Annotated in this window: 14 protein-coding genes; 13 read left to right on the top strand and 1 reads right to left on the bottom strand. The window is 59.4% G+C overall.

All coding sequences use genetic code 11. The annotated features are described in order from the left end of the window. Nucleotides 1-126: 126 nt before the first annotated feature. The 7 genes from bioD (at nt 127) to J2T60_RS09660 (ending at nt 5,595) form a co-directional block, all read left to right on the top strand. Complete coding sequence (gene bioD, locus J2T60_RS09685) at nt 127-792, top strand: dethiobiotin synthase (RefSeq protein ID WP_253449093.1); 666 nt, start codon at nt 127-129, stop codon at nt 790-792. 82 nt (nt 793-874) lie between these two features. After that, complete coding sequence (locus tag J2T60_RS09680; protein WP_253449090.1) at nt 875-1,354, top strand: DUF2244 domain-containing protein; 480 nt, start codon at nt 875-877, stop codon at nt 1,352-1,354. 89 nt (nt 1,355-1,443) lie between these two features. Then, nucleotides 1,444-2,313, top strand: a complete 870-nt coding sequence (gene coxB / locus J2T60_RS09675) for a cytochrome c oxidase subunit II (protein WP_253449087.1) — start codon at nt 1,444-1,446, stop codon at nt 2,311-2,313. Between the two features lie 24 nt (nt 2,314-2,337). Then, nucleotides 2,338-3,918 carry a cytochrome c oxidase subunit I gene (gene ctaD, locus J2T60_RS09670; protein WP_253449084.1) on the top strand — a complete coding sequence of 527 codons (1,581 nt, stop codon included), beginning with the start codon at nt 2,338-2,340 and terminating at the stop codon, nt 3,916-3,918. 44 nt (nt 3,919-3,962) lie between these two features. Continuing rightward, the gene (locus tag J2T60_RS13325) at nt 3,963-4,085 is read left to right on the top strand and encodes a hypothetical protein (RefSeq protein WP_301288404.1); all 123 of its coding nucleotides are present in this window, start codon (nt 3,963-3,965) and stop codon (nt 4,083-4,085) included. Nucleotides 4,086-4,103: 18 nt separating this feature from the next. Then, on the top strand, nt 4,104-4,661 hold the full coding sequence (locus J2T60_RS09665; RefSeq protein ID WP_253449081.1) for a cytochrome c oxidase assembly protein: 558 nt from the start codon (nt 4,104-4,106) through the stop codon (nt 4,659-4,661). A 67-nt stretch (nt 4,662-4,728) separates the two neighbouring features. Then, a complete protein-coding gene (locus J2T60_RS09660) occupies nt 4,729-5,595 on the top strand; it encodes a cytochrome c oxidase subunit 3 (RefSeq protein WP_253449078.1) in 867 nt (288 codons plus the stop codon). A gap of 109 nt (nt 5,596-5,704) precedes the next feature. Here the strand turns inward: J2T60_RS09660 and J2T60_RS09655 are convergent, their stop codons facing one another. Continuing rightward, the gene (locus tag J2T60_RS09655; protein ID WP_253449075.1) at nt 5,705-5,911 is read right to left on the bottom strand and encodes a twin transmembrane helix small protein; all 207 of its coding nucleotides are present in this window, start codon (nt 5,909-5,911) and stop codon (nt 5,705-5,707) included. 96 nt (nt 5,912-6,007) lie between these two features. On the opposite strand from J2T60_RS09655, the gene J2T60_RS09650 reads away from it, so the two are divergent. From J2T60_RS09650 to J2T60_RS09625, 6 genes are all read left to right on the top strand, one after another. After that, the gene (locus J2T60_RS09650) at nt 6,008-6,718 is read left to right on the top strand and encodes an SURF1 family protein (protein ID WP_253449072.1); all 711 of its coding nucleotides are present in this window, start codon (nt 6,008-6,010) and stop codon (nt 6,716-6,718) included. Beyond that, a complete protein-coding gene (locus tag J2T60_RS09645; RefSeq protein ID WP_253449069.1) occupies nt 6,715-7,335 on the top strand; it encodes a redox-active disulfide-containing membrane protein in 621 nt (206 codons plus the stop codon). Before J2T60_RS09650 ends, J2T60_RS09645 begins: the two co-directional genes overlap by 4 nt. Before the next feature lie 10 nt (nt 7,336-7,345). Beyond that, nucleotides 7,346-8,383, top strand: a complete 1,038-nt coding sequence (locus tag J2T60_RS09640; RefSeq protein WP_253449066.1) for a COX15/CtaA family protein — start codon at nt 7,346-7,348, stop codon at nt 8,381-8,383. Between the two features lie 26 nt (nt 8,384-8,409). Further along, nucleotides 8,410-9,303: a heme o synthase gene (cyoE, locus tag J2T60_RS09635; RefSeq protein ID WP_253449063.1), complete on the top strand. Its 894-nt coding sequence runs from the start codon at nt 8,410-8,412 to the stop codon at nt 9,301-9,303. A 687-nt stretch (nt 9,304-9,990) separates the two neighbouring features. Then, entirely contained in the window at nt 9,991-15,273 is a 5,283-nt protein-coding gene (locus J2T60_RS09630) for a S8 family serine peptidase (RefSeq protein WP_253449060.1), read from the top strand. A 331-nt stretch (nt 15,274-15,604) separates the two neighbouring features. Beyond that, the gene (locus J2T60_RS09625) at nt 15,605-19,651 is read left to right on the top strand and encodes a S8 family serine peptidase (RefSeq protein ID WP_253449058.1); all 4,047 of its coding nucleotides are present in this window, start codon (nt 15,605-15,607) and stop codon (nt 19,649-19,651) included. The last annotated feature ends 36 nt before the right edge of the window (nt 19,652-19,687 follow it).

The raw sequence follows: 19,687 nt of genomic DNA, 5'->3' as shown, positions 1-19,687 counted from the left end.
CCGCTCCTACGGGGGCAGAACCGCCAGCCAATTTTTCCTTCCTGCTCTTCTGCCTTTCTTCGTGTCCTTCGTGTTCGATTTTTAATGTCAGATAGCAAACAAGCTCAATCCAAGGAGAAAAAAATCGTGGAGTACTTCGTAACGGGAACGGATACGGAGGTGGGCAAGACGCTGGTGACGGCGAGTTTGCTGCATGCCCTGCGGGGGCGGGGGGAGACGGCGGTGGGACTCAAGCCGGTGGCTTCCGGGGCCGAGCGTCGTCCCGAGGGGTTGCGCAATGAAGATGGCCAGGCCCTGTTGGCCGCATCCAGCACGGGGTTTTCCTATGAGCAGATCAACCCCCTGGTGCTGGAACCGGCCATCGCTCCGCATATTGCCGCCCGGGACGTTGGTCGGGAACTGAGTGTTTCGCGGCTGCTGTCCGGGATCACCCCGCGCCCCCAGGCCGACTACCACCTGATTGAAGGGGTAGGGGGCTGGCGGGTCCCGCTGAATGATCACGAGACCATGGAAGACCTGGCTCTGGCCATCGGCGCCCCGGTGATTTTGGTGGTGGCCTTGCGCCTGGGTTGTCTGAGTCACGCCCTGTTGACGGCGGATCGGATCAGAGCCGTGGGCCTGCCCCTGACCGGCTGGGTGGCCACCGAACCCCAGCCCGGCCAATCCCGTCTGGACGAGAATTTCCAGACACTTGAGTGCCATTTGGATGCACCCTGTTTGGGTCGCCTGGACCATACCCCCTCGCCGAAACCCGAAAAGCTGGCAGATAGATTCGATATCACCCGCCTCTAGCAGGCATCCTGCCGCTTGTCACCGTTGCGCCTCGGGGGGGCTTGAAGTACCATTTCGCCCTCCGGAAACCCGGACCAAGTCCATGACCAAGGTCAAGGGATCAGCCAGGGCAGGGCCCCATCGAATTGTGGTCCAACCCAACGACTCGCTGGGAAGCCGCGGTCGGCTGGTCTTTTTTTTATTGGTGGCCCTGGCGGCGCTGGCGGTTGCCGGTGTGGCGGCGCTGCGGGGTTTCTGGCCGGTGTTGCCGTATGCTGGCATCGAACTGCTGGTTCTGGCCATTTGTTTGTATCTGGTTCAGCACCGGCTTCGGTACCGGGAAGTGCTGACACTGGAGAAGGATCGGCTCAGGATAGAGCGTGGCTTTGGCCGGCCCCAGGCGGTTCGGGACTTTCATACGGCCTGGGTTCGTGTTGAGCTGGATCCTTCCGGACACCGTCATTACCCCGCCCGCCTGTTTCTGCGCGAAGGGCAGAGCGAGTGGGAGATCGGACGTTGCCTGACCGAGGATGAGAAGATTTCGCTTCGGGACAGGTTAAGAGACCTTCTGGCCGAAGGTTGAGGGAACTCCCCAAACCCTTCCGTAAGGGAGGGGTCGGTGGCCTGCGGTAAAGCGGGCTGCTTGATGAACCACGCAGGAGAAGTGAAAGCATGTTCACAGCCAAGCTTTCTGGCGCCATCCGCCACATTTTCTTGCTCGGCTTCTTGATGTTGCCGGGCCAGGCCCTGGCCTTCCGTGAGGGAATCAACCTCCCCCGCGGCGTCACCACCATGAGTGAAGACATTTACAATCTTCACATGCTGATCTTCTGGATCTGCGTGGTGATTGCCGTGCTGGTTTTCGGGGCCATGATTATTTCCATCTTCATGCACCGCAAATCCCGAGGCGTGGAACCGGCCAAGTGGCACCACAACACGGCCGTGGAAGTGGTCTGGACAGTAATCCCCTTCCTGATTCTGATCGGCATGGCCATTCCCGCCGCCAAGAGCCTGATCGAGCTGGAAGATTACCGTGACTACGATATGAGTATTCAGGTCACTGGTTACCAGTGGTTCTGGCATTACGACTATCGCGGCGAAGATGTCTCCTTCTACAGCCGTCTGGACCGGGACAGCAACCGGGCCCGCCAGCTACGACCTCACCGCGAGCTGAATCCCATGGAAGTGGACAACTACCTGCTGGAAGTGGACAACCGGGTGGTGGTGCCCATCAATCAGAAGGTCCTGATTCTGCTCACCGCGGATGATGTGATTCACGCCTGGTGGGTACCGGAGCTGGGGGGCAAGAAGGACGCCATCCCCGGGGTGGTCAATGAGATGTGGTTCGAGGTGACTGAACCCGGTGTCTATCGCGGCCAGTGCGCCGAGCTCTGCGGCCGTGACCATGGCTTCATGCCCATTGTGGTGGAAGCCGTGGAAGAAGAAGAATACGAAGCCTGGCTCGAAGAGCAGCGGGAAGAACAGACCGCTGAGGAAGACGACGAGTCCATGCAGCTTTCCGCCATTGAAGTGGCCCGGTAAGACTGAGCCGGAGGTCGAGGGAAAATGAGTACTGCTACCGATACCCATCACGACGAACATCACGGCCCGGCATCCGGGATGCGCCGCTGGCTCTTTACCACCAATCACAAGGACATTGGCTCGCTGTACCTCTGGTTCAGCCTGATCATGTTCTTCGTGGGCGGTGCCATGGCCATGGTGATCCGTGCCGAGCTGATCCAGCCCGGCATGAATCTGGTTGACCCCATGTTCTACAACCAGATGGTCACCATGCATGCCCTGATCATGATCTTCGGGGCGGTGATGCCAGCCTTCGTGGGTCTGGCCAACTGGATGATCCCCATGATGGTGGGGGCGCCGGACATGGCCCTGCCGCGGATGAATAACTGGAGCTTCTGGATTCTGCCCATTGGCTTCACCCTGCTGCTGATGACCTTCTTCGTGCCGGGGGGGGCGCCCGCAGCGGGCTGGACCATCTACCCGCCGCTTTCCCTGCAGACCGGGGATGCCTTCCCGCTCTTGGTCTTCGGCATCCACGTGCTGGGTATCTCCTCCATCATGGGCGCGATCAACATCATCGTGACCATCATGAACATGCGTGCGCCTGGCATGGGCCTGCTGAAGATGCCTATCTTCGTCTGGAGCTGGCTGATTACCGCCTACCTGCTGATTGCCGTGATGCCGGTGCTGGCAGGCGCGGTGACCATGCTGCTCACCGATAAGTACTTCGGTACCACCTTCTTCGATGCCGCCGGCGGCGGTGACCCGGTTCTGTTCCAGCATATCTTCTGGTTCTTCGGGCACCCCGAGGTGTACATCATGATTCTGCCGGCCTTCGGCATTATCTCGGAGATCATTCCCACCTTTGCCCGCAAGAAGCTCTTCGGCTACAGCGCCATGGTTTACGCCATTGCTGCCATTGCTTTCTTGAGCTTCATCGTCTGGGCCCACCACATGTTCACTGTGGGCATGCCGGTGGCGGGGCTGCTGTTTTTCATGTTCACCACCATGTTGATTGCAGTACCCACCGGGGTGAAGGTCTTCAACTGGGTGGCCACCATGTGGCGCGGGGCCATGACCTTTGAAACCCCCATGCTGTTCGCCCTGGCTTTCTTGTTCCTGTTCACCATTGGTGGTTTCTCCGGGCTGATGCTGGCCATCGTGCCGGCGGACTTCCAATACCATGATTCCTACTTCGTGGTGGCCCATTTCCACTATGTGCTGGTGCCGGGGGCGGTATTTGCCATCATGGCGGCGGCCTACTACTGGCTACCCAAGTGGACGGGGTATATGTACAACGAGTTCTGGGGTAAAACCCATTTCTGGTTGTCCACCATCTCCATCAACGTGACCTTCTTCCCCCAGCACTTCCTGGGCCTGGCGGGCATGCCGCGACGCATTCCGGACTATGCCGTGCAGTTTGCCGACTGGAACTTCGTCTCCAGCATCGGCGCCTTTGTCTTCGGCATCTCCCAGCTGATCTTCGTGGCCGTGATCATCGGCTGTATTCGGGGCGGTGTGGGTCGCGCCACCGACCGGGTCTGGGAAGGCTCCCATGGTCTGGAATGGACCGTGCCGTCTCCGGCGCCGTACCACACCTTCGAGACTGCGCCGGAAGTGAAATAAGACAGCGCGTTGGAAAGAAGATTGACACCCCTGGAGGGCTGATCGTGGACGATCAGGAAAGAACCCGAAAAAACCGGCGCCGGGCCCGAAACTGGGCCCTGGCGATCGGCGGTGTAGCCATCGCCTTTTATGTCGGTATTTTCTTCTTGATTCATGCGCGGTACTGAACCCCGGAGGTTCACGTCATGAGCGACGACAAGCGTGAGAGAAAACCCGAGAGCAATGCCAGCCTGGTGGTCAAGCTGGGCTTTGCCTCTCTGGCCATGTTCGGCTTCGGCTTTGCCATGGTCCCGCTCTATGATGTCTTTTGCGAAGTCACTGGCATCAGTAGCAGCAGTACCACCACGGCGGCGGCGGAACCGGTTTCCCTGGAACCCGATTACGACCGGACGGTGACGGTGGAACTGGCCTCCAGCCTGAACCAGCGGGACCTTTGGAACTTCTCCGCGGAAGAGACCCGCATGGAGGTCCACCCGGGTAAGCTCTATACCACCCATTACATTGCGGAAAACCTGGGTGCCGAGGAACGGATTGGTCATGCGGTGCCCAGCGTGGCGCCGGCCGGGGCGACCCGCTATGTTCAGAAGGTGGAGTGTTTCTGCTTCGAGGAACAGCTGTTTGCCGGCGAGGAAAGCCGACGCATGCCGGTATTGTTCTATGTGGATCCGGAGCTCCCGTCCAATATCGGCACGGTGACTCTGTCCTATTCCTTCTACGCCCGGGACCAGGTGGGCGAAAAATGATTCCTGATCCGGCCGCTCTGATCGGCGGCCGATCGCATCAACCAATGCAGGATTGAGGAAGAACGAGATGGCGCAGGAAAAGGGTAGTTACTACGTTCCCCATGAAAGCCACTGGCCGGTGGTGGGTACTATCGGCATGTTCGTGGCGGTTCTGGGCGTCGCCGCGCTCCTGAATGGCATTCAGTGGGGCACCCCGGTGATGTTCGTGGGCGGCCTGATCATCATCTACATGGTCTGGGGCTGGTTCCGGGATGTCATCAACGAGAGTGTTTCCGGCGTCTACGGTCCCCAGGAGGAACGCAGCTTCCGACAGGGCATGGCCTGGTTCATCCTCTCCGAGGTGTTCTTCTTCGCCGCCTTCTTCGGCGCCCTGTTCTACGCCCGCATCTATTCCGTGCCGTGGCTGGGGGGGGAAGGGGCTAACTTCTTCACCAATCTCCTGCTATGGGAAGGCTTCGAGGCCAGCTGGCCCACCGACGGCCCGGCGCCTCGTCACGACGAGTTCGGCACCATGGGTGCCTGGGGCCTGCCGGCGATCAATACCGCCATCCTGCTGACCTCCGGCGTGACCCTGACCATTGCCCACCACGCCATCAAGGAAAACAACCGCAAGGTCCTCAACTGGGGCCTGTTCGCCACCATTGCACTGGGCCTGATCTTCTTGTCCGTGCAGATGTATGAGTATGTCCACGCCTATGTGGATCTGAACCTGCGGCTGGATTCCGGCATCTATGGCTCCACCTTCTTCATGCTCACCGGCTTCCACGGCTTGCACGTGATCCTGGGGGCATTGATGTTGCTGGTGGTGTACTTCCGCTGTCTGAAGGGGCATTTCACGGCGGAGAACCACTTCGCCTTTGAAGCGGCCGCCTGGTACTGGCACTTCGTGGATGTGGTCTGGCTGCTGCTCTTCGTCTTCGTCTACTGGCTGTAGGAACAGGTGTTAAGAGAAAAGGGGCCTCTGTTCAAGCATTGAGGCCCCTTACACCATAGACGCGCGAACGCGCCTTATCTGTTCACTGGGAACTTTCACCTGTTCACTTTCAACCCACCGGCGGACCGGACGGCTGAAGAATCCCCAGGGCATAGCCCAGCCAAAGCAGCATGAACAGGCCGATGGAGACACCGACCCGCAAGGTCAGGGCCCAGACGGTCCGTTTTGAATGGCCGCCGTCCTTGAGCAGGTAGAACATGGCGGAGGCAAGGCTGGCCAGAATGGCCAGAATCATCAGCAGGATAAGCAGGCGCATGGAAAGGTCTCTTGCTGGGGTGAAGCATTTTTTGTCAGCCAGGCGGGACAGCATTCCCACCCATTGTTAACACCGGCCTTGCGGCCGGGAGGCAGTATGACACAACAGAGGCGCTGGCAGTTCAAGCCGCCTGTCTGGGCCTGCTTGCTGACACTGCTCACCGTACTGCTGTTTTCCGCCCTCTCGTTTTGGCAGGTGAACCGGGCCGAGGAGAAGCGCGAGATTCTCGCCTATTTCCAGGATGAACACCCGGCCAGGGAGGTGGTGGCACTGGAGGACCTGGAAGGCTTGCCGCCCTACGCCGATGTTCGCCTGAGGGGACATTTCCTCTCCGACCGGCAGTTTCTCCTGGAGAACATGTTGAGAGAGGGCCAGCCGGGTTTTCACGTCTGGACCCCGTTCAAGCTGCAAGACGATGACGCCATCGTCATTGTTGACCGGGGCTGGATCGTTGAGCAGGACGCACCCCCCTCGGCCCCCGGCGAGGAGGCCCGCACGGTGGAAGGACAGCTCAACAGCTTGCCGGAGCCGGGGTTTCGCCTGTCCGCGCCGATCCCCAGCGGTGATTGGCCCCGGCGGATTTATTTCCCCACCCGGGCCGACCTGGAAGAACAGCTGGATACGGTGGTTTTCGATGGCCGCCTGATGATGTCGCCGGAGGAAAGCCCCGGCTATCGCCGGGATTTCGAGCCCATCAACATGCCGCCGGAACGCCACCTGGCGTATGCCTTTCAATGGGGTGCCTTGGCCCTGGCTGTCTTTATTGTATTTTTGGTCGTCAATTTAAAGCGAGTACGCCGCCCATGACTGTGGATCCCAAGACCCGTCGTTTCCGTTTCACCCTGATACTGGTGTTCCTCGTCTGCGTGGGGCCCTTCATCCTTGCCTGGCTGTTTTTTGCCTTTCGCGGGGCCCCCGAGATCACCGATACCACCAACAAGGGCGAGCTGATTCATCCCGCTCAGCCCTTGGAGGATGTGACATTGCCGGCGCTGGCCTCCCGGGAGGAATTGAGCGAGCGTCCCGTGCTGGATGGCCGCAAGTGGACGGTGGTCTATTTGGCCGCCGACGGCTGCGGGGCGGATTGCCGGGAAGTGCTCTGGGGTACCCGTCAGATTCGCCTGTCTCTGGGTCGCGACATGGGCCGGGTCCAGCGCGTGCTGCTGACCCCGGAGAACGATGCCCAACTGGAATTCTTTCGCGAGGAGCATGCGGATCTCACCGTCTTCCCCATCGATCATCCCGCTGCCGAGGCATTTCTGGAACAATTTGAACTGGAGGACGGCCAGGTCCCGGCCGAGTCAGGACGTCTGTATATTGTCGATCCCCTGGATAATCTGATGATGTATTTCCCGCCGGGCTTTGATCCCGATGATTTCATGGATGATATGCGGCGACTGCTTCGGGCTTCCCAGATTGGCTAGGTGAAAAGAAATGACACGTCTGCAGCTGTTTAACCGATTGTCCCTTTTCGGCACCGTGCTCACCCTGATCGTGGTGATCCTGGGTGCCTTTGTTCGATTGTCCGATGCCGGCCTGGGCTGTCCCGATTGGCCCGGTTGCTACGGCGTGCTCACCGTCCCCCAGTCCGAGGAGCAGATTGGCTATGCCCTGGAGGGCTGGGATGACACCCCCCTGGCCCGGGGAGACGAGGCCTGGGTGGCCAAGGCCTGGAAGGAAATGGTCCACCGCTATGTGGCCGGACTTCTGGGTCTGCTGATTCTGGGCTTGGCGGTGATGGCTTGGATCAACCGGCGAGATCCCGACCAGCCCGTCAAGTTACCCTGGCTATTGCTGGCTCTGGTGATCTTCCAGTCCGCCCTGGGCATGTGGACGGTGACCCTGCTGGTGAAACCGGCCATTGTGCTGGCCCACCTGCTGGGGGGATTGGCGACCCTGTCCCTGATTTGGTTGCAGTACCTGCGCACTCGCGACAAGGGCAAGCCCAAGGAAGTGGCCGACATCCCGCCCACCCGCTTTAAGCGCCTGCGGCAACTGGGCATGGTGGCCTTTGTTGTGTTGATCGCCCAGATCGCCCTGGGCGGCTGGGTGAGTACCAACTATGCCGCCCTGGCCTGTCCGGATTTCCCCACCTGCCATGGCCAGTACTGGCCCGATATGGATTTCGAAGACGGCTTCACCCTCTGGCGGGAGCTGGGCAAGAATTATGAATACGGCGTGCTGGATAACCAGGCCCGCACCGCCATCCATTACACCCACCGCCTGGGTGCCATTGCCGCCCTGTTGGCCATCGGGGCCTTTGTCGCCTTCCTTTGGGCCTGGGGGCAGCGAATCATGCGGCGCATGGCCTATGTCGTGGCCGGACTGCTCACGGTACAGCTGCTGATCGGCGTCACCGTGGTGATCTTCAGTCTGCCCCTGTGGCTGGCTACGGCCCACAACGCCGGGGCGGCCCTGTTGACCCTCGCCATGGTCACCGCTCTGTGGACCCTGTATGGTAGGCGCCCCTGAGACGGACCCAGCCGGATCGAATTGATATGAGCAAGCCTGGTTTCCAAGCCGTGGCGGCCGACTACCTGGATCTCTGCAAACCCAAGGTCGTGGCCCTGATCGTCTTCACCGCCATGGTGGGGATGTTGCTGGCCGTGCCGGGCATGGTGCCCATTGACCTGTTCATCCTGGGCTCCATTGGGATCGGCCTGGCCGCCGCCTCGGCCGCTGCCATCAATCATTATATTGATCGCAAGATCGATGCCGAGATGGCACGAACCCGCAAGCGGCCCCTGCCCACCGGCCATCTGAAAGGCTGGCAGGTGTTGAGCTTCGCAGCCGTACTGGGCCTGATCGCCATGGCCCTGCTGTGGTTTCTGGTCAATCCCCTGACCGCAGTGCTGACCCTGGCCTCACTGGTGGGGTATGCCATCATCTATACGGTCTTTCTCAAGAGGGCCACACCCCAGAATATCGTAATCGGCGGGGCCGCCGGTGCCGCACCCCCCGTGCTCGGCTGGGCGGCCATTACCGGCGAGGTCCATCCCCACGCCTTGCTGCTGTTCCTGATTATCTTCACCTGGACGCCGCCCCATTTCTGGGCCCTGGCCATCCATCGCCGGGAAGAGTACGCCAAGGTGGACATGCCCATGCTGCCGGTCACCCATGGGGTGAGCTTCACCGGCTGGCATATCATTTTCTATACCGTCCTGCTGTTGCTGGTTACCTTGCTGCCCTGGTTAACCGGCATGTCCGGTCTGCTTTATCTCGTCTCGGCGGTGATTTTGGGTGTGGCATTTCTCGCCTACACCATTGCGCTGAAGCGGGATCCGGATGGCCTTTGGCCCATGAAAACCTTCGGCTTCTCCATTACCTATTTGATCCTGCTGTTTGCCGCTCTCATGGTGGATCACTACTTGACCATATGGCTTGCGAATTGAACGAATTCCATGGAAATGGGGTAAATATCTCGATTCTTCTGTGGTGAATACGTCTTGTTTGGTCGTGTTGAACGTGATGGCTCGCGCAGCCTTCCTGCTACCTTTCTTCTGAAAGCTTTTACAAGCTCCCGCACCCGAAATTTTTTGATCCCGCATTTTATCCCTTCCTGTTCCATGTCCTTTGACATAAAAATGCTCAAATCAACGAGATAAGCCATTCATCCCTTTCCGGCCACCTTCCATCACGCCTGTTGTTTATAGACAACGCTGTTGTACAGTTTTGACACCGCCCGGAGCTCATGCTATTTCATAACGTCACGGTATAAACCGTGACTTGATTTATCGAACACGAAAGATGTGAAGACGGCTCGGATGTTTTCATCCTTGGGGGGATGTGAGCCGCCAAACGATCAGTTCGATCGCTCTGTGGCACGGGAGGGAGCCAGAGCAAGACTCCTACCCAGGGGGGTACCAGACCCCAGCCCCGCGTTTTCACGCTTTCCGATATGGCGACAGGCCAGCCTCAGGCCGGCTTGTCCTGACCAGGGAGGAGTTGGTGCGTATGGGAAGCATTGTTCAGCCGGCGATTGACCGTCTGTTGCCTCCCCGGCGTTCCCGACTTCTGGACACCTTGGCGTGTCCGGCGTTTCATCGCTTAAACAACAACCTATAAAGGCTGGAGATCTCATGCAGGTACTTACCCAATCCCGCATGGCCGCATTGGCACTGTCACTGACATTTTCACTGGCGGCCGGTGGTTTGACGGCTGCATCTTCTTCCGAATCCATGGCTTATGCGGATAAGCCCTTGGACCGGCACCTTGATATCAGCAAGGATGCCAAGCAGGGAGAGGGTGAGCTGGATACTTTCATTATCCGCTTGTATGAGCCCCCGGCCGTTCGCTACCGGGGCGGGATCCCCGGCCTGGAGGCCACCAGTCCCTCAGCCACCGGCCACGCTCGTTTTGATGTCGATAATCCGGCGGTAAGCATTTATCAGAATTATCTGCGCCAACGCCAGGATGAAATCCTCGCCGGCATTACCCAGCACACCGGCCGGAACTTCAACCCGGAACGCCGCTGGCAGCTGGCCCTCAATGGCTTTGCCATCGAGACTGATGCCGCCACCGCTCGCAAGATCCAGTCCATGCCGGAAGTCCGGCATGTGAAGCGTGAGATTGTCTACGAGCCCATGACCTTTGCCGGCCCGACTCATATTGCCGCCCCGGAAATCTGGGAAGGTAATGCAACGGGCGTGGAGAGCAAGGGCGAAGACATGGTCGTCGCTATCGTCGATAGCGGCATCAATGATGTCCATGAGTCATTTGCCGAAGTGGCCGAAGATGGCTACGAGCATCAGAACCCGCTGGGTTCCGGTGAATTCATCGGTGCCTGTGATCCCGATCATGAGCAATACGATGATAGCTATCAGTGCAATGACAAGCTGATCGGCGCATTCGGCTTTGGACCGGCTACCAATGCCCATGATGACAACGGCCACGGTAGTCACGTGGCCGGTACGGCGGCGGGTAATCAGCTCACCACGTCGGACGGCTTCGATATCTCCGGTGTGGCGCCCCGCGCCAACATCATCAACTACCGCATCTGTGCGCCGGGCTGTTCCGGCATGCCCGACGTCGCTGAAGACATCCTGAGTCGAGGCGATCTGGTGGATGCGGTCAACTATTCCATTGGCCCCCAAACGGGTGGCGGCGATCCCTACGGGGAAGCCTCCGCCGAGGCCTTCCTCAGCCTGAACGAAGGCGGTGTTCTGGTGGCGGCTGCCGGGGGTAACTCGGGGCCGGGTGCCGGGAGCATCTCCAACTTTGGACCCTGGAACCTGACGGTGGCCAGCTCCAATCACGGTGGCGCCATCGTCAACCCGGTGACCGTGACCGGCCCGGGTGATGTGGATGAAGCCCTCGAGAACATGGGCGGTGTGCCCAGTGCCGAATTTGATATTAGCGCCGCCATCGACGGCGACCTGGTGGATGCCGGCGATGTGGGCGATCCACTGGCCTGTGATGCCCTGGATGCCGACAGCATGGACGGCGCCATCGGCGTGGCCAGCCGCGGTGATTGTCCCTTTACGGATAAGGTCTCGAACCTGGCTGATGCCGGCGCGATTGCTGCGGTGATCACCAATCATGAGAGCGGCGCCCCCATTGTGATGGGCGGTGATGATCCCTTTGCCGTGCCCGCCGTGATGATCAGCCTTGAGGATGGCGATGCCCTGTATGACTGGATCGCCGCGAACGATGATGCAAGCGCCGAAATCGGCGTGGATACCTTCGTCGCCTCTTTCGACGGCGACGTGATGGCCGATTCCAGTTCTCGCGGTCCCGGGAGTGGTAACTACACTGAATTCCACGGCCCTGACGTGGTTGCCCCCGGTGACGGTATTTTCGCCGCCTGGATTGGTGGCGAGCAGGAGTACGACACCATTGGTGGCACTTCCATGGCCTCGCCCCATGTGGCCGGCGCCATTCTCCTGATGCGGGACCTTTATCCAGACTGGACCCCGCAGGAAATCCAGTCGGCGCTCATGATGTCCGGCTATCCGGATCCGGTGCTCAAGGAAGATGGCGAGACCCCGGCAGATCCCTTCGATCGTGGCAATGGCCGGGTCGATGTGGGTGCGGCGGCTCAGGCTGGACTGGTGCTGGATGAGACCCGTGACCGTTTCGAGGACGCCAATCCCAGTGTGGGTGATCTGGCGTTGCATGAGCTGAACATTGCCTTTTTGAGCCAGGAAGGCTGTATCGAGGAATGTACCTGGACGCGGACCTTCAAGGCCGTTCAGGCCGGCACTTACGAGTTCACTGTCGACGGTGATGTCAGCGGTGAGGTTGAGCCGGCTTCCGCCACCCTCAGTACAGGGGACGAAGTGGAAGTGACGGTCACCGTTGACGGGCCTCGAGGTGAAAGTGATTGGGTCTTCGGTCAGCTGCTGATCAGCGAATCCAGTGGTGAGGCCTCTGATGCTCGCCTGCCCATTTCCGTGCTCACCATTGAAGGCCCTGCGGAGATCGACGCTGTCAGCAGCATCGATACCGAATTGACCGGGCCCTGGGGTATTACCCAGGCTCTGGAAAATGCCGATGGTGTCTGGATCGGCGCTGATGATCAGGTTCATGAGTTTGACCTGGACTTCAACGCCACCGGAAACAGCCATGACGCTGATTGGCTGGATGGTGGCCAAGGCGGTGGTCTGGTCTATACCGCCGCCTTTGGCAGCTTCTGGCAGCTTGAGGTGGGTGGTGACAACTGTCTCCACGAATGGACCGCTGCCGACGGCGACCAGGGCGCTTCCATCTGCCCCGATTGGGAGGAGTCGGTCCAGGCTGTGGCCTACGATCGTCGCGATTCCACTCTTTGGGCCGCCGGTGAATCGGGCCTGCTCCAGCAGATCGATTCAAGCGGTGACATTCTGGCCACCGAGCAGCTGGATGATTCAGTGACCGGTCTGGCACTGGCCGAAGGTTCCGGCATCCTCTATGTGATGCAGGATGCGGCTGAAGAAGGCCAGCTTCTGGCACTGGATACCAATAGTGGTTTCTCTCTGATCAACCAGTATGTCTTGAGTGCCGAGGACGGCAGCGCCGCCTTCGGTGAAGGTGATCGGGGTGATCTGACCATCAGCTGCGATGGCCTGGTCTGGGCCACGGACCCTGGCACCGGCTATGTCCATGCCTTTGACTTGCCGGCCGAAGGGGTGTGCCCCAGTGACTCCCTCCTTCTGGATGGTGACGTCCCCGGTGAGTCACGAGACGATGCAGCCGTGTTGACCTTCCTCGCCCCGGGTGGAGAGGTCGAGGAGCTCATGTGGGAGCTGAATTACGCCACGGAGGGGTCGGCCTGGCTGGAAGAGTTCCGCATGGAAATCGAAAGCCCGGAAGGCACTGTGATCATGGCCGGTGGTGGTGTGGGAAGTTTCACGGATCCCTATGACGACCTCGACTATGATTTTGGCTGGCCAGGAGAGACTGGCGACGATAGCGACAGCCGTAGCGTCAATGATTTCAACGGCGAAGATGCTGCCGGCCAATGGACGGTCCGGGTCTGGGGTACCTTTGGTGCCACCGCCGGCAACTTGACCAATGACAGCCGGATTCAGCTTGAGTTGGCTGGCATGTCGGTGTCCTTCTCCCCCGATGGCGGTGGCTATCTCCTCGACGATGCCCCGCTTGAAGTGAGTCTCACTTCCAGTGAAGGCGACAACGACACCATCCGCTATACCCTGGATGGAAGCGAGCCCGACGGTGACAGCGACTCGGTTACCAGCGGCGGTAGCGTGCATGTTGGTGCGGCTGATCCGGACTCGGGTGACACGGTCGAGCTCCGCGCCTATGCGGAAACCGCGGATGGACATACGGACGTCTTCAATCGTAGCTATACCTTCTACGACGAAGTTTCGGTTGAAGATGGTGACGGTGATCCCATCAGCGATCCCCGCGTATCCGCCGGTCAGGGTGTGACCTTCACGCCGTCCAGTGGCTCCGGTGACTACAGTGTGGATGCCGGCATGAACACCGTCAGCGGGTCGGAAGTTGAGGGCGAGCTGAGCGAAGACGATGGCGAGTGGACCTTCACTGCCCCGTCCAGCGGTGCCTTCGCGGGTAGCTATGAAGTCACGGTTACCGACGACGAGACCGGGTCGAGCAGCAGCTTCACGGTGGATGTGGATCTGCTGGTGGATGCTGACTTCAATCTGCTCCTCCAGGGCGATGAGCCACAATCCCTGGCTGTCCGTGGTGCGACACCGGGGTATGTGCTCCAACTGGCGGTGCAGGATGATGCGGGCGATGACAGTGATGTCGCCATCCTGGATCCAGTGGAAGTCGAGGCCGTGGACGATGCGGACTCGGGCAATGAAGCCCTGACCATGGCCAGCGCCAACACCACGGATGAAGTGGAGTTCCAGGTTCAGGTGCAAGACAGTGGTGGTACTTACGACACCGTTACCGAAGATGGCTTCTCCATTGCCGAGAGCCGTCAGTATGCCGGCTGGGTTCGCAGTGAATTTGACGAGCCTCTGGCTGGTGCCCGGGTCAAGACCACTGAAGAAGTGGGTCCGGACGGTGCCGAAGACCGTTATCGCGCATATACCGATGAAGAGGGTGTTTTCCACCTCTTCACGCCGGTTCCCGAGAATGGCGAACACGAGCTCACGGTCGTGGCCGATGGTTTTGCCATGCTCAATGTGGGTGGTGCGGACTGCGTCGGTAGCGAACCGCAATGTGATCTGACTGTGGAAGCCGCTGGTGAAATCAGTGGCCAAATGGCCGGCTTGCTGGCCGATGAGGAAGTGGCTCTGACACTGGTTGATTCCGGGGACGGCAGCAGTATCGGTCCCATGATGCTCACCGGCGATGGCAGTGGTGAAGACGCCTTTGTGCTGCCGGCCGTGACTTCCCGGGCCTATTCCGCCATCGAAGTCACCGGTACGGGCTATGAGCCCCTGTCCGAAGACAATGATGGGATGGGGTATGCATTCGAAGGCGATTCCGAGGAGATCAGCGGTGTAATGCTTGAGCCCACTCCCACCACGCCGGAGATTCAGGCTGTGAGCGTTACCGCTGGTGATGACAGTGCCACGGTAACCGTGGAGCTGGATGCCAATGAGCGGGCCGGTACGGTCACTGTTTCCTATGGCAGTGTCGGAAGTCTGGATTCCGAAAGCGACGCCGTGGAATTCGCCCCGGATGATGATGCGGTAGAGGTCACCATCGCCGGACTCGACTGCGGTAGCTCCTTTGAAATGCAGGCCGTCGCGGTGAATGACCGGGATATGGAAGATGAAAGCGACGTGGTTAGCGCCGATACGGATGCCTGTCCTAGTGCGTCATCTTCCTCCTCCTCTTCGAGCACCTGTTCCATTGGGGCAGGCAAAGGAAGGTTGGACCCGAGTCTGCCCTTGCTGATCCTGCTGTCCATGGTCGGTTTGATGGCGGCTCGGCGGAGAGTGTGATCTGAAATGTGGCCAGTCCGGGCCCTTGGGGCCCGGACTGGATTCAGAATTTAAGGACACGTCCTTTCTTGAAAAAAGCAGGATCGTGTACTTGACTTAGGAATGGTCCGGCGTGGGGGGCGACTTGATGGGGGACGTCTCTTCGTCGGATAAGGAGCCCGAAAGGGCTTTGTAATTGCCAGGCAAGGCAACGGAAACTTTCGCGGACTTGGCCCGCTGTTTGGGGGGGGTCCTCGAAAGGAGTGAATGTAAAACAGCAATGGAGCTTGTTATGAAATTGAGGCCAATACTATCAGTCGCGACCGGGGTCGGTCTGGCTGTGGGGGTTGCCATGGCGACTGCCACCGCCAGTGGACCGACCACAATTCCGGTTTCGGAATACAAGGGCGGCATCGGCTACAACGTTGATGGGGAGCTGGTAAGTCCTCGTCTCAGCGATGAAAAGCTGCGCGCCGCCGAACGGGGTCAGGATCCGAACCCGGGTCTGCGTGAGCTTGTCCAGAACCAGGGCGATGAAATGATGCGTTTCATCGTTGCCTTCGATGATCCCGCCGTTTCCCTCTATACCGGTGGAATTGAGGGTTTTGAAGCCACCAGCCCTGCAGTGACCGGCGAAAGTCGTTTGCAGACCCAGGGTAGTGCCGTTCAGGCATATAGCAATTACCTGATGGGCCAGCAGGACGAGTTCCTGTCCACCCTGCGTAATGAGCTTCGCCGCGATGTCAAAGTCGATCATCAATACATTCGCGCCATGAACGGCATGGCCATTACGGTCACGCCCAATGAAGCCATGAAGCTCAATCGCATGGACGGTGTTCGCTATGTGACACCGGACGAAGTGCGTGAGATGGATACCGATCAGGGTCCTGGCCGTATTGGGGCCGATGGCGTTTGGGATAATGACGACGCCGCAGTAGCTAACCGTGGCGAAGGCGTGGTTATTGGTATCATCGATAGTGGTATCAATCCCTTCCACACTTCCTTTGATGCTGAATCTCCCGATGGTTATCAGCATGTCAACCCGATGGGCGAGGGGGTTTACCTTGGGGTCTGTGATCCCTCCAGTGCGGATTACAACCCGGACTATCCCTGTAACAGCAAGCTGATCGGCGCCTACGACTATGCTGGTGAAGGCGGCTTTGACGTGAACGGCCATGGTAGTCACGTCGCCAGCACGGCCGCGGGTAACCCGACCGTTGCCACCATGATTCCGTTCTACGAGCCCTTCGATGTGCTGCCGGAAGCCGGCACTGACGAGCCCTATGAGCGGAACGTGACCGGTGTGGCGCCGAGAGCCAACCTGGTCAATTATCGCGTTTGCGCACCGGGTTGTCCGGTTGCTGATTCGGTGGCTGCTGTAGAGCAGTCCATCGAAGATGGTGTTGATATCCTCAACTTCTCCATCAGTGGCGCCAACAACCCCTGGGATGAAGATGCGGATCCGGTGAGTGATGCCTGGGCAGGTGCTACCCATGCCGGTATCTTCGTGGCCGCATCCGCGGGCAACGATGGCCCCGGTGCAGGGACCGTCTCCAAGGCCGCGCCCTGGGTCAGCTCCGTGGCCGCCAACACCCATGACCGGGTGCTGGAATCCATGGTGGATGTGACTTATGGCCCTGAAGGTGAGGAAGTCAACCTCGTCGGTGCCGGCTTTACCAGTGCTTACGAGGAAGACATCATCTATGGTGGCGATGTCGGTGTGAATGACGGTGCATTTTGTGCCGACACCCTTCTTGGGGGGCAGGTTTTCGCACCGGATGAGTTCGATGGTGAAATCGTCCTCTGCGACCTCGGTACGGATCTTTTCGGTGGCTCTCTGATGAATGCTGCCTTGGCCAACGTGTTTGAGGCAGGTGGTGGTGGTGTTCTCTATGCCAACACCGACGCCATCTATTTTATCGACGATGATGGTGACGAAACACTGCTTGATATGCGTGCGCCACTGCCGGCTGCTCATATCTTGAGCACGGACCGTGCTGAACTGATTGAAGCTCTGGATGGCGACACGCTGCCGGGTTCCATCGGACTGGCCTCCATCTCAGAAGAAGTGGACGAGGCGTTCGGTGGCCAAATGGCGAACTTCAGTTCCCGCGGGCCGATTACCTCCGATCCCGTATTGGCGGATCTCCTGAAGCCGGACATTTCCGCGCCGGGTCAGGGTATTCTCGCCGCTTATGCGGGTGCTACCGAGGATGTGGATGAGTACGACGCCATTGGTGGCACATCCATGTCCAGCCCGCATGTGGCCGGTGCCGCCGCGCTGGTGATGGCTGGCCGTCCGGACTGGACTCCGATGGAAGTCAAGTCGGCGCTGATGCTGACCGCTTATGCCCTGGAAGGCTATGACTGGTATGACCAGGGTGCGGGCGAAGCCCGGGTTGGCGCTGCCGTTGATGCCGGTCTGGTACTGGATGAAAGCATTGCCAACATGATCGGTAACGATCCCCATGAGTTCGGCAACATCCGGACGCTGAACCTGGCCAGTATGGCCAATCGGGATTGTCTGGCCAGCTGTTCCTGGACCCGTACGTTCAAGGCGACCCGTGCCGGGACCTACAGCTTTGAAGGGATGACTGTTCAGGGTGATGTGGAAGTCTCCGTTGAACCCGCTGAACTGACCCTTGAGGCCGGACAGCAGGCTGCAATCACCGTGACCATGGCCGGCGCCGGCCTGGTGGGTGAAGGGCCGACCAACTTTGGTCGTGTGATGATCACCGACCACAATGGTGGCCCGGATATGGCCATGCCCATTGCGGCGGAGCCGGATGACAGTGTGGATCTGGTGGATGCCAGCTTCGATACTGGTCTGATGGGTAGCTATGGCATTGCCCACACCCTGCGTGGTGGTAATGTCTGGGTGGCCGATCGCGAGCTTTATCAAGGTAGCGATCACATCCACGGCTTCAACTTCGATGGTTCGCCCACCGAGAGCAGCATCTCCACCAAGCCCTATGCGGATGGTGATGACGGTGACTGGACCGCAGGTATGACCTACGATCCGGAAAGCGGCATGCTCTGGCACCTGAATGTGGGTGGTGATCAATGCCTGCACGAAGTGGATCCGTCTGAAGGCGAAGCCACCGGCAACGCCATCTGCCTGGATCAGGAAGATCTGGAAGATGGCCGTCTCCGTGGGGTTGCCTACGATCAATCCAGCGAGCTGCTGTACTTCGGTGACCGCGGTGGCTGGATTTACGAGGTCAACCTGGATGGTGAAGTGCTGAACTCGGTTGATACCGGTTACGCCATTGGCGGCCTGGCCGTCAATCCGGCTACCGGCAGCATCTTCATCACTGACTATCAGCGGGACACCTCTGCCGATGTCTTCGTGCATGACCTCAACGATGGCTATGCCTTCGTTGATGAGATTGTCTATGCCGACGAAGCAGGTGAGCGTGTACTGCTGGATACGGTGCGGGATGTCACCATCGACTGTGATGGTACTATCTGGGCCACCAACCAGATCACGGGTATGGCTCATGGCATCAACCGTTCCTATGCTCGCGGTGCATGCACCACAAATCTGCTGAACCTGGCTGGTATTGAGGTGAGCGGTGGTGTCGGTAATCCCACTGTGGTCACTCTGGATGGCATTGACGGTACGCTGACCGCAGGTGCCACGCTGGATATCACCTATACCGCTACCGGTGGTGACTGGCTGGACGAGTTCCGTATGCATCTCACTTCTCCGGAAGGAACCGAAGTTCTGATCGGCGGTGCTGCCGGTGCTACCGGGGCAGATCCAGATGAAGAGCTGGACTATGACCTGGGTTGGGCCTCTGGTGGCGGAACCGATTCGGCGGAAGAGCTGCTGGAAGAGTTCGCCGGTGAAGAAGCCGCTGGTGAATGGACCGTTGAGCTGTACTCCACCTGGGATGGCAGCGCGGTTGCCGGTGTAATCGATGCCGGTGGCCTGGTGCTGGAAGGTCTTGGTGATGAGATCGAGCTGATGAGTGTCGATGGTCAAGCCATTGATGAGGAATCGGTCGAGTTGACCATGACCGCCAACACCTTCGGTGCAACGCCCTCGGGCTACTTCATCGACGGTGATGGTGAGCAGACCGAAGGCTTCGAGCTGATGGCGAGCTTCTATCCCCAGACCTACACGGAAGTGGTGGATGGACTCGAGTGTGGTGCCTCCTACGACTTCCAGGGCGAAATTGCCGCCTCGGCGGGGGATATCACCAGCGAGGCCTTCAGTGTCAGCACGGCTGCCTGTGTTGATGATGAAGATGAGGATGTCGCTGAGCCAAGTGGGCCCAGTGGCAGCAGCTTCTTCAGTTGCTCCATGGGTAGTGGCAAGGGACCGATTGATCCGCTGATGCCGACGCTGTTCCTGTTGGCACTGCTGGGTCTGGCGGCCCGTCGCCGTGTGTAAGGGCCTTCCAAGGCCATAGTCAGTCCCCGCCGGCTT

The organism is Natronospira proteinivora, assembly GCF_024170465.1.
Lineage (GTDB): Bacteria > Pseudomonadota > Gammaproteobacteria > Natronospirales > Natronospiraceae > Natronospira > Natronospira proteinivora.
Note: the sequence above shows the minus strand (reverse complement) of the source record. Positions and strands in the feature narration are given on the sequence as shown.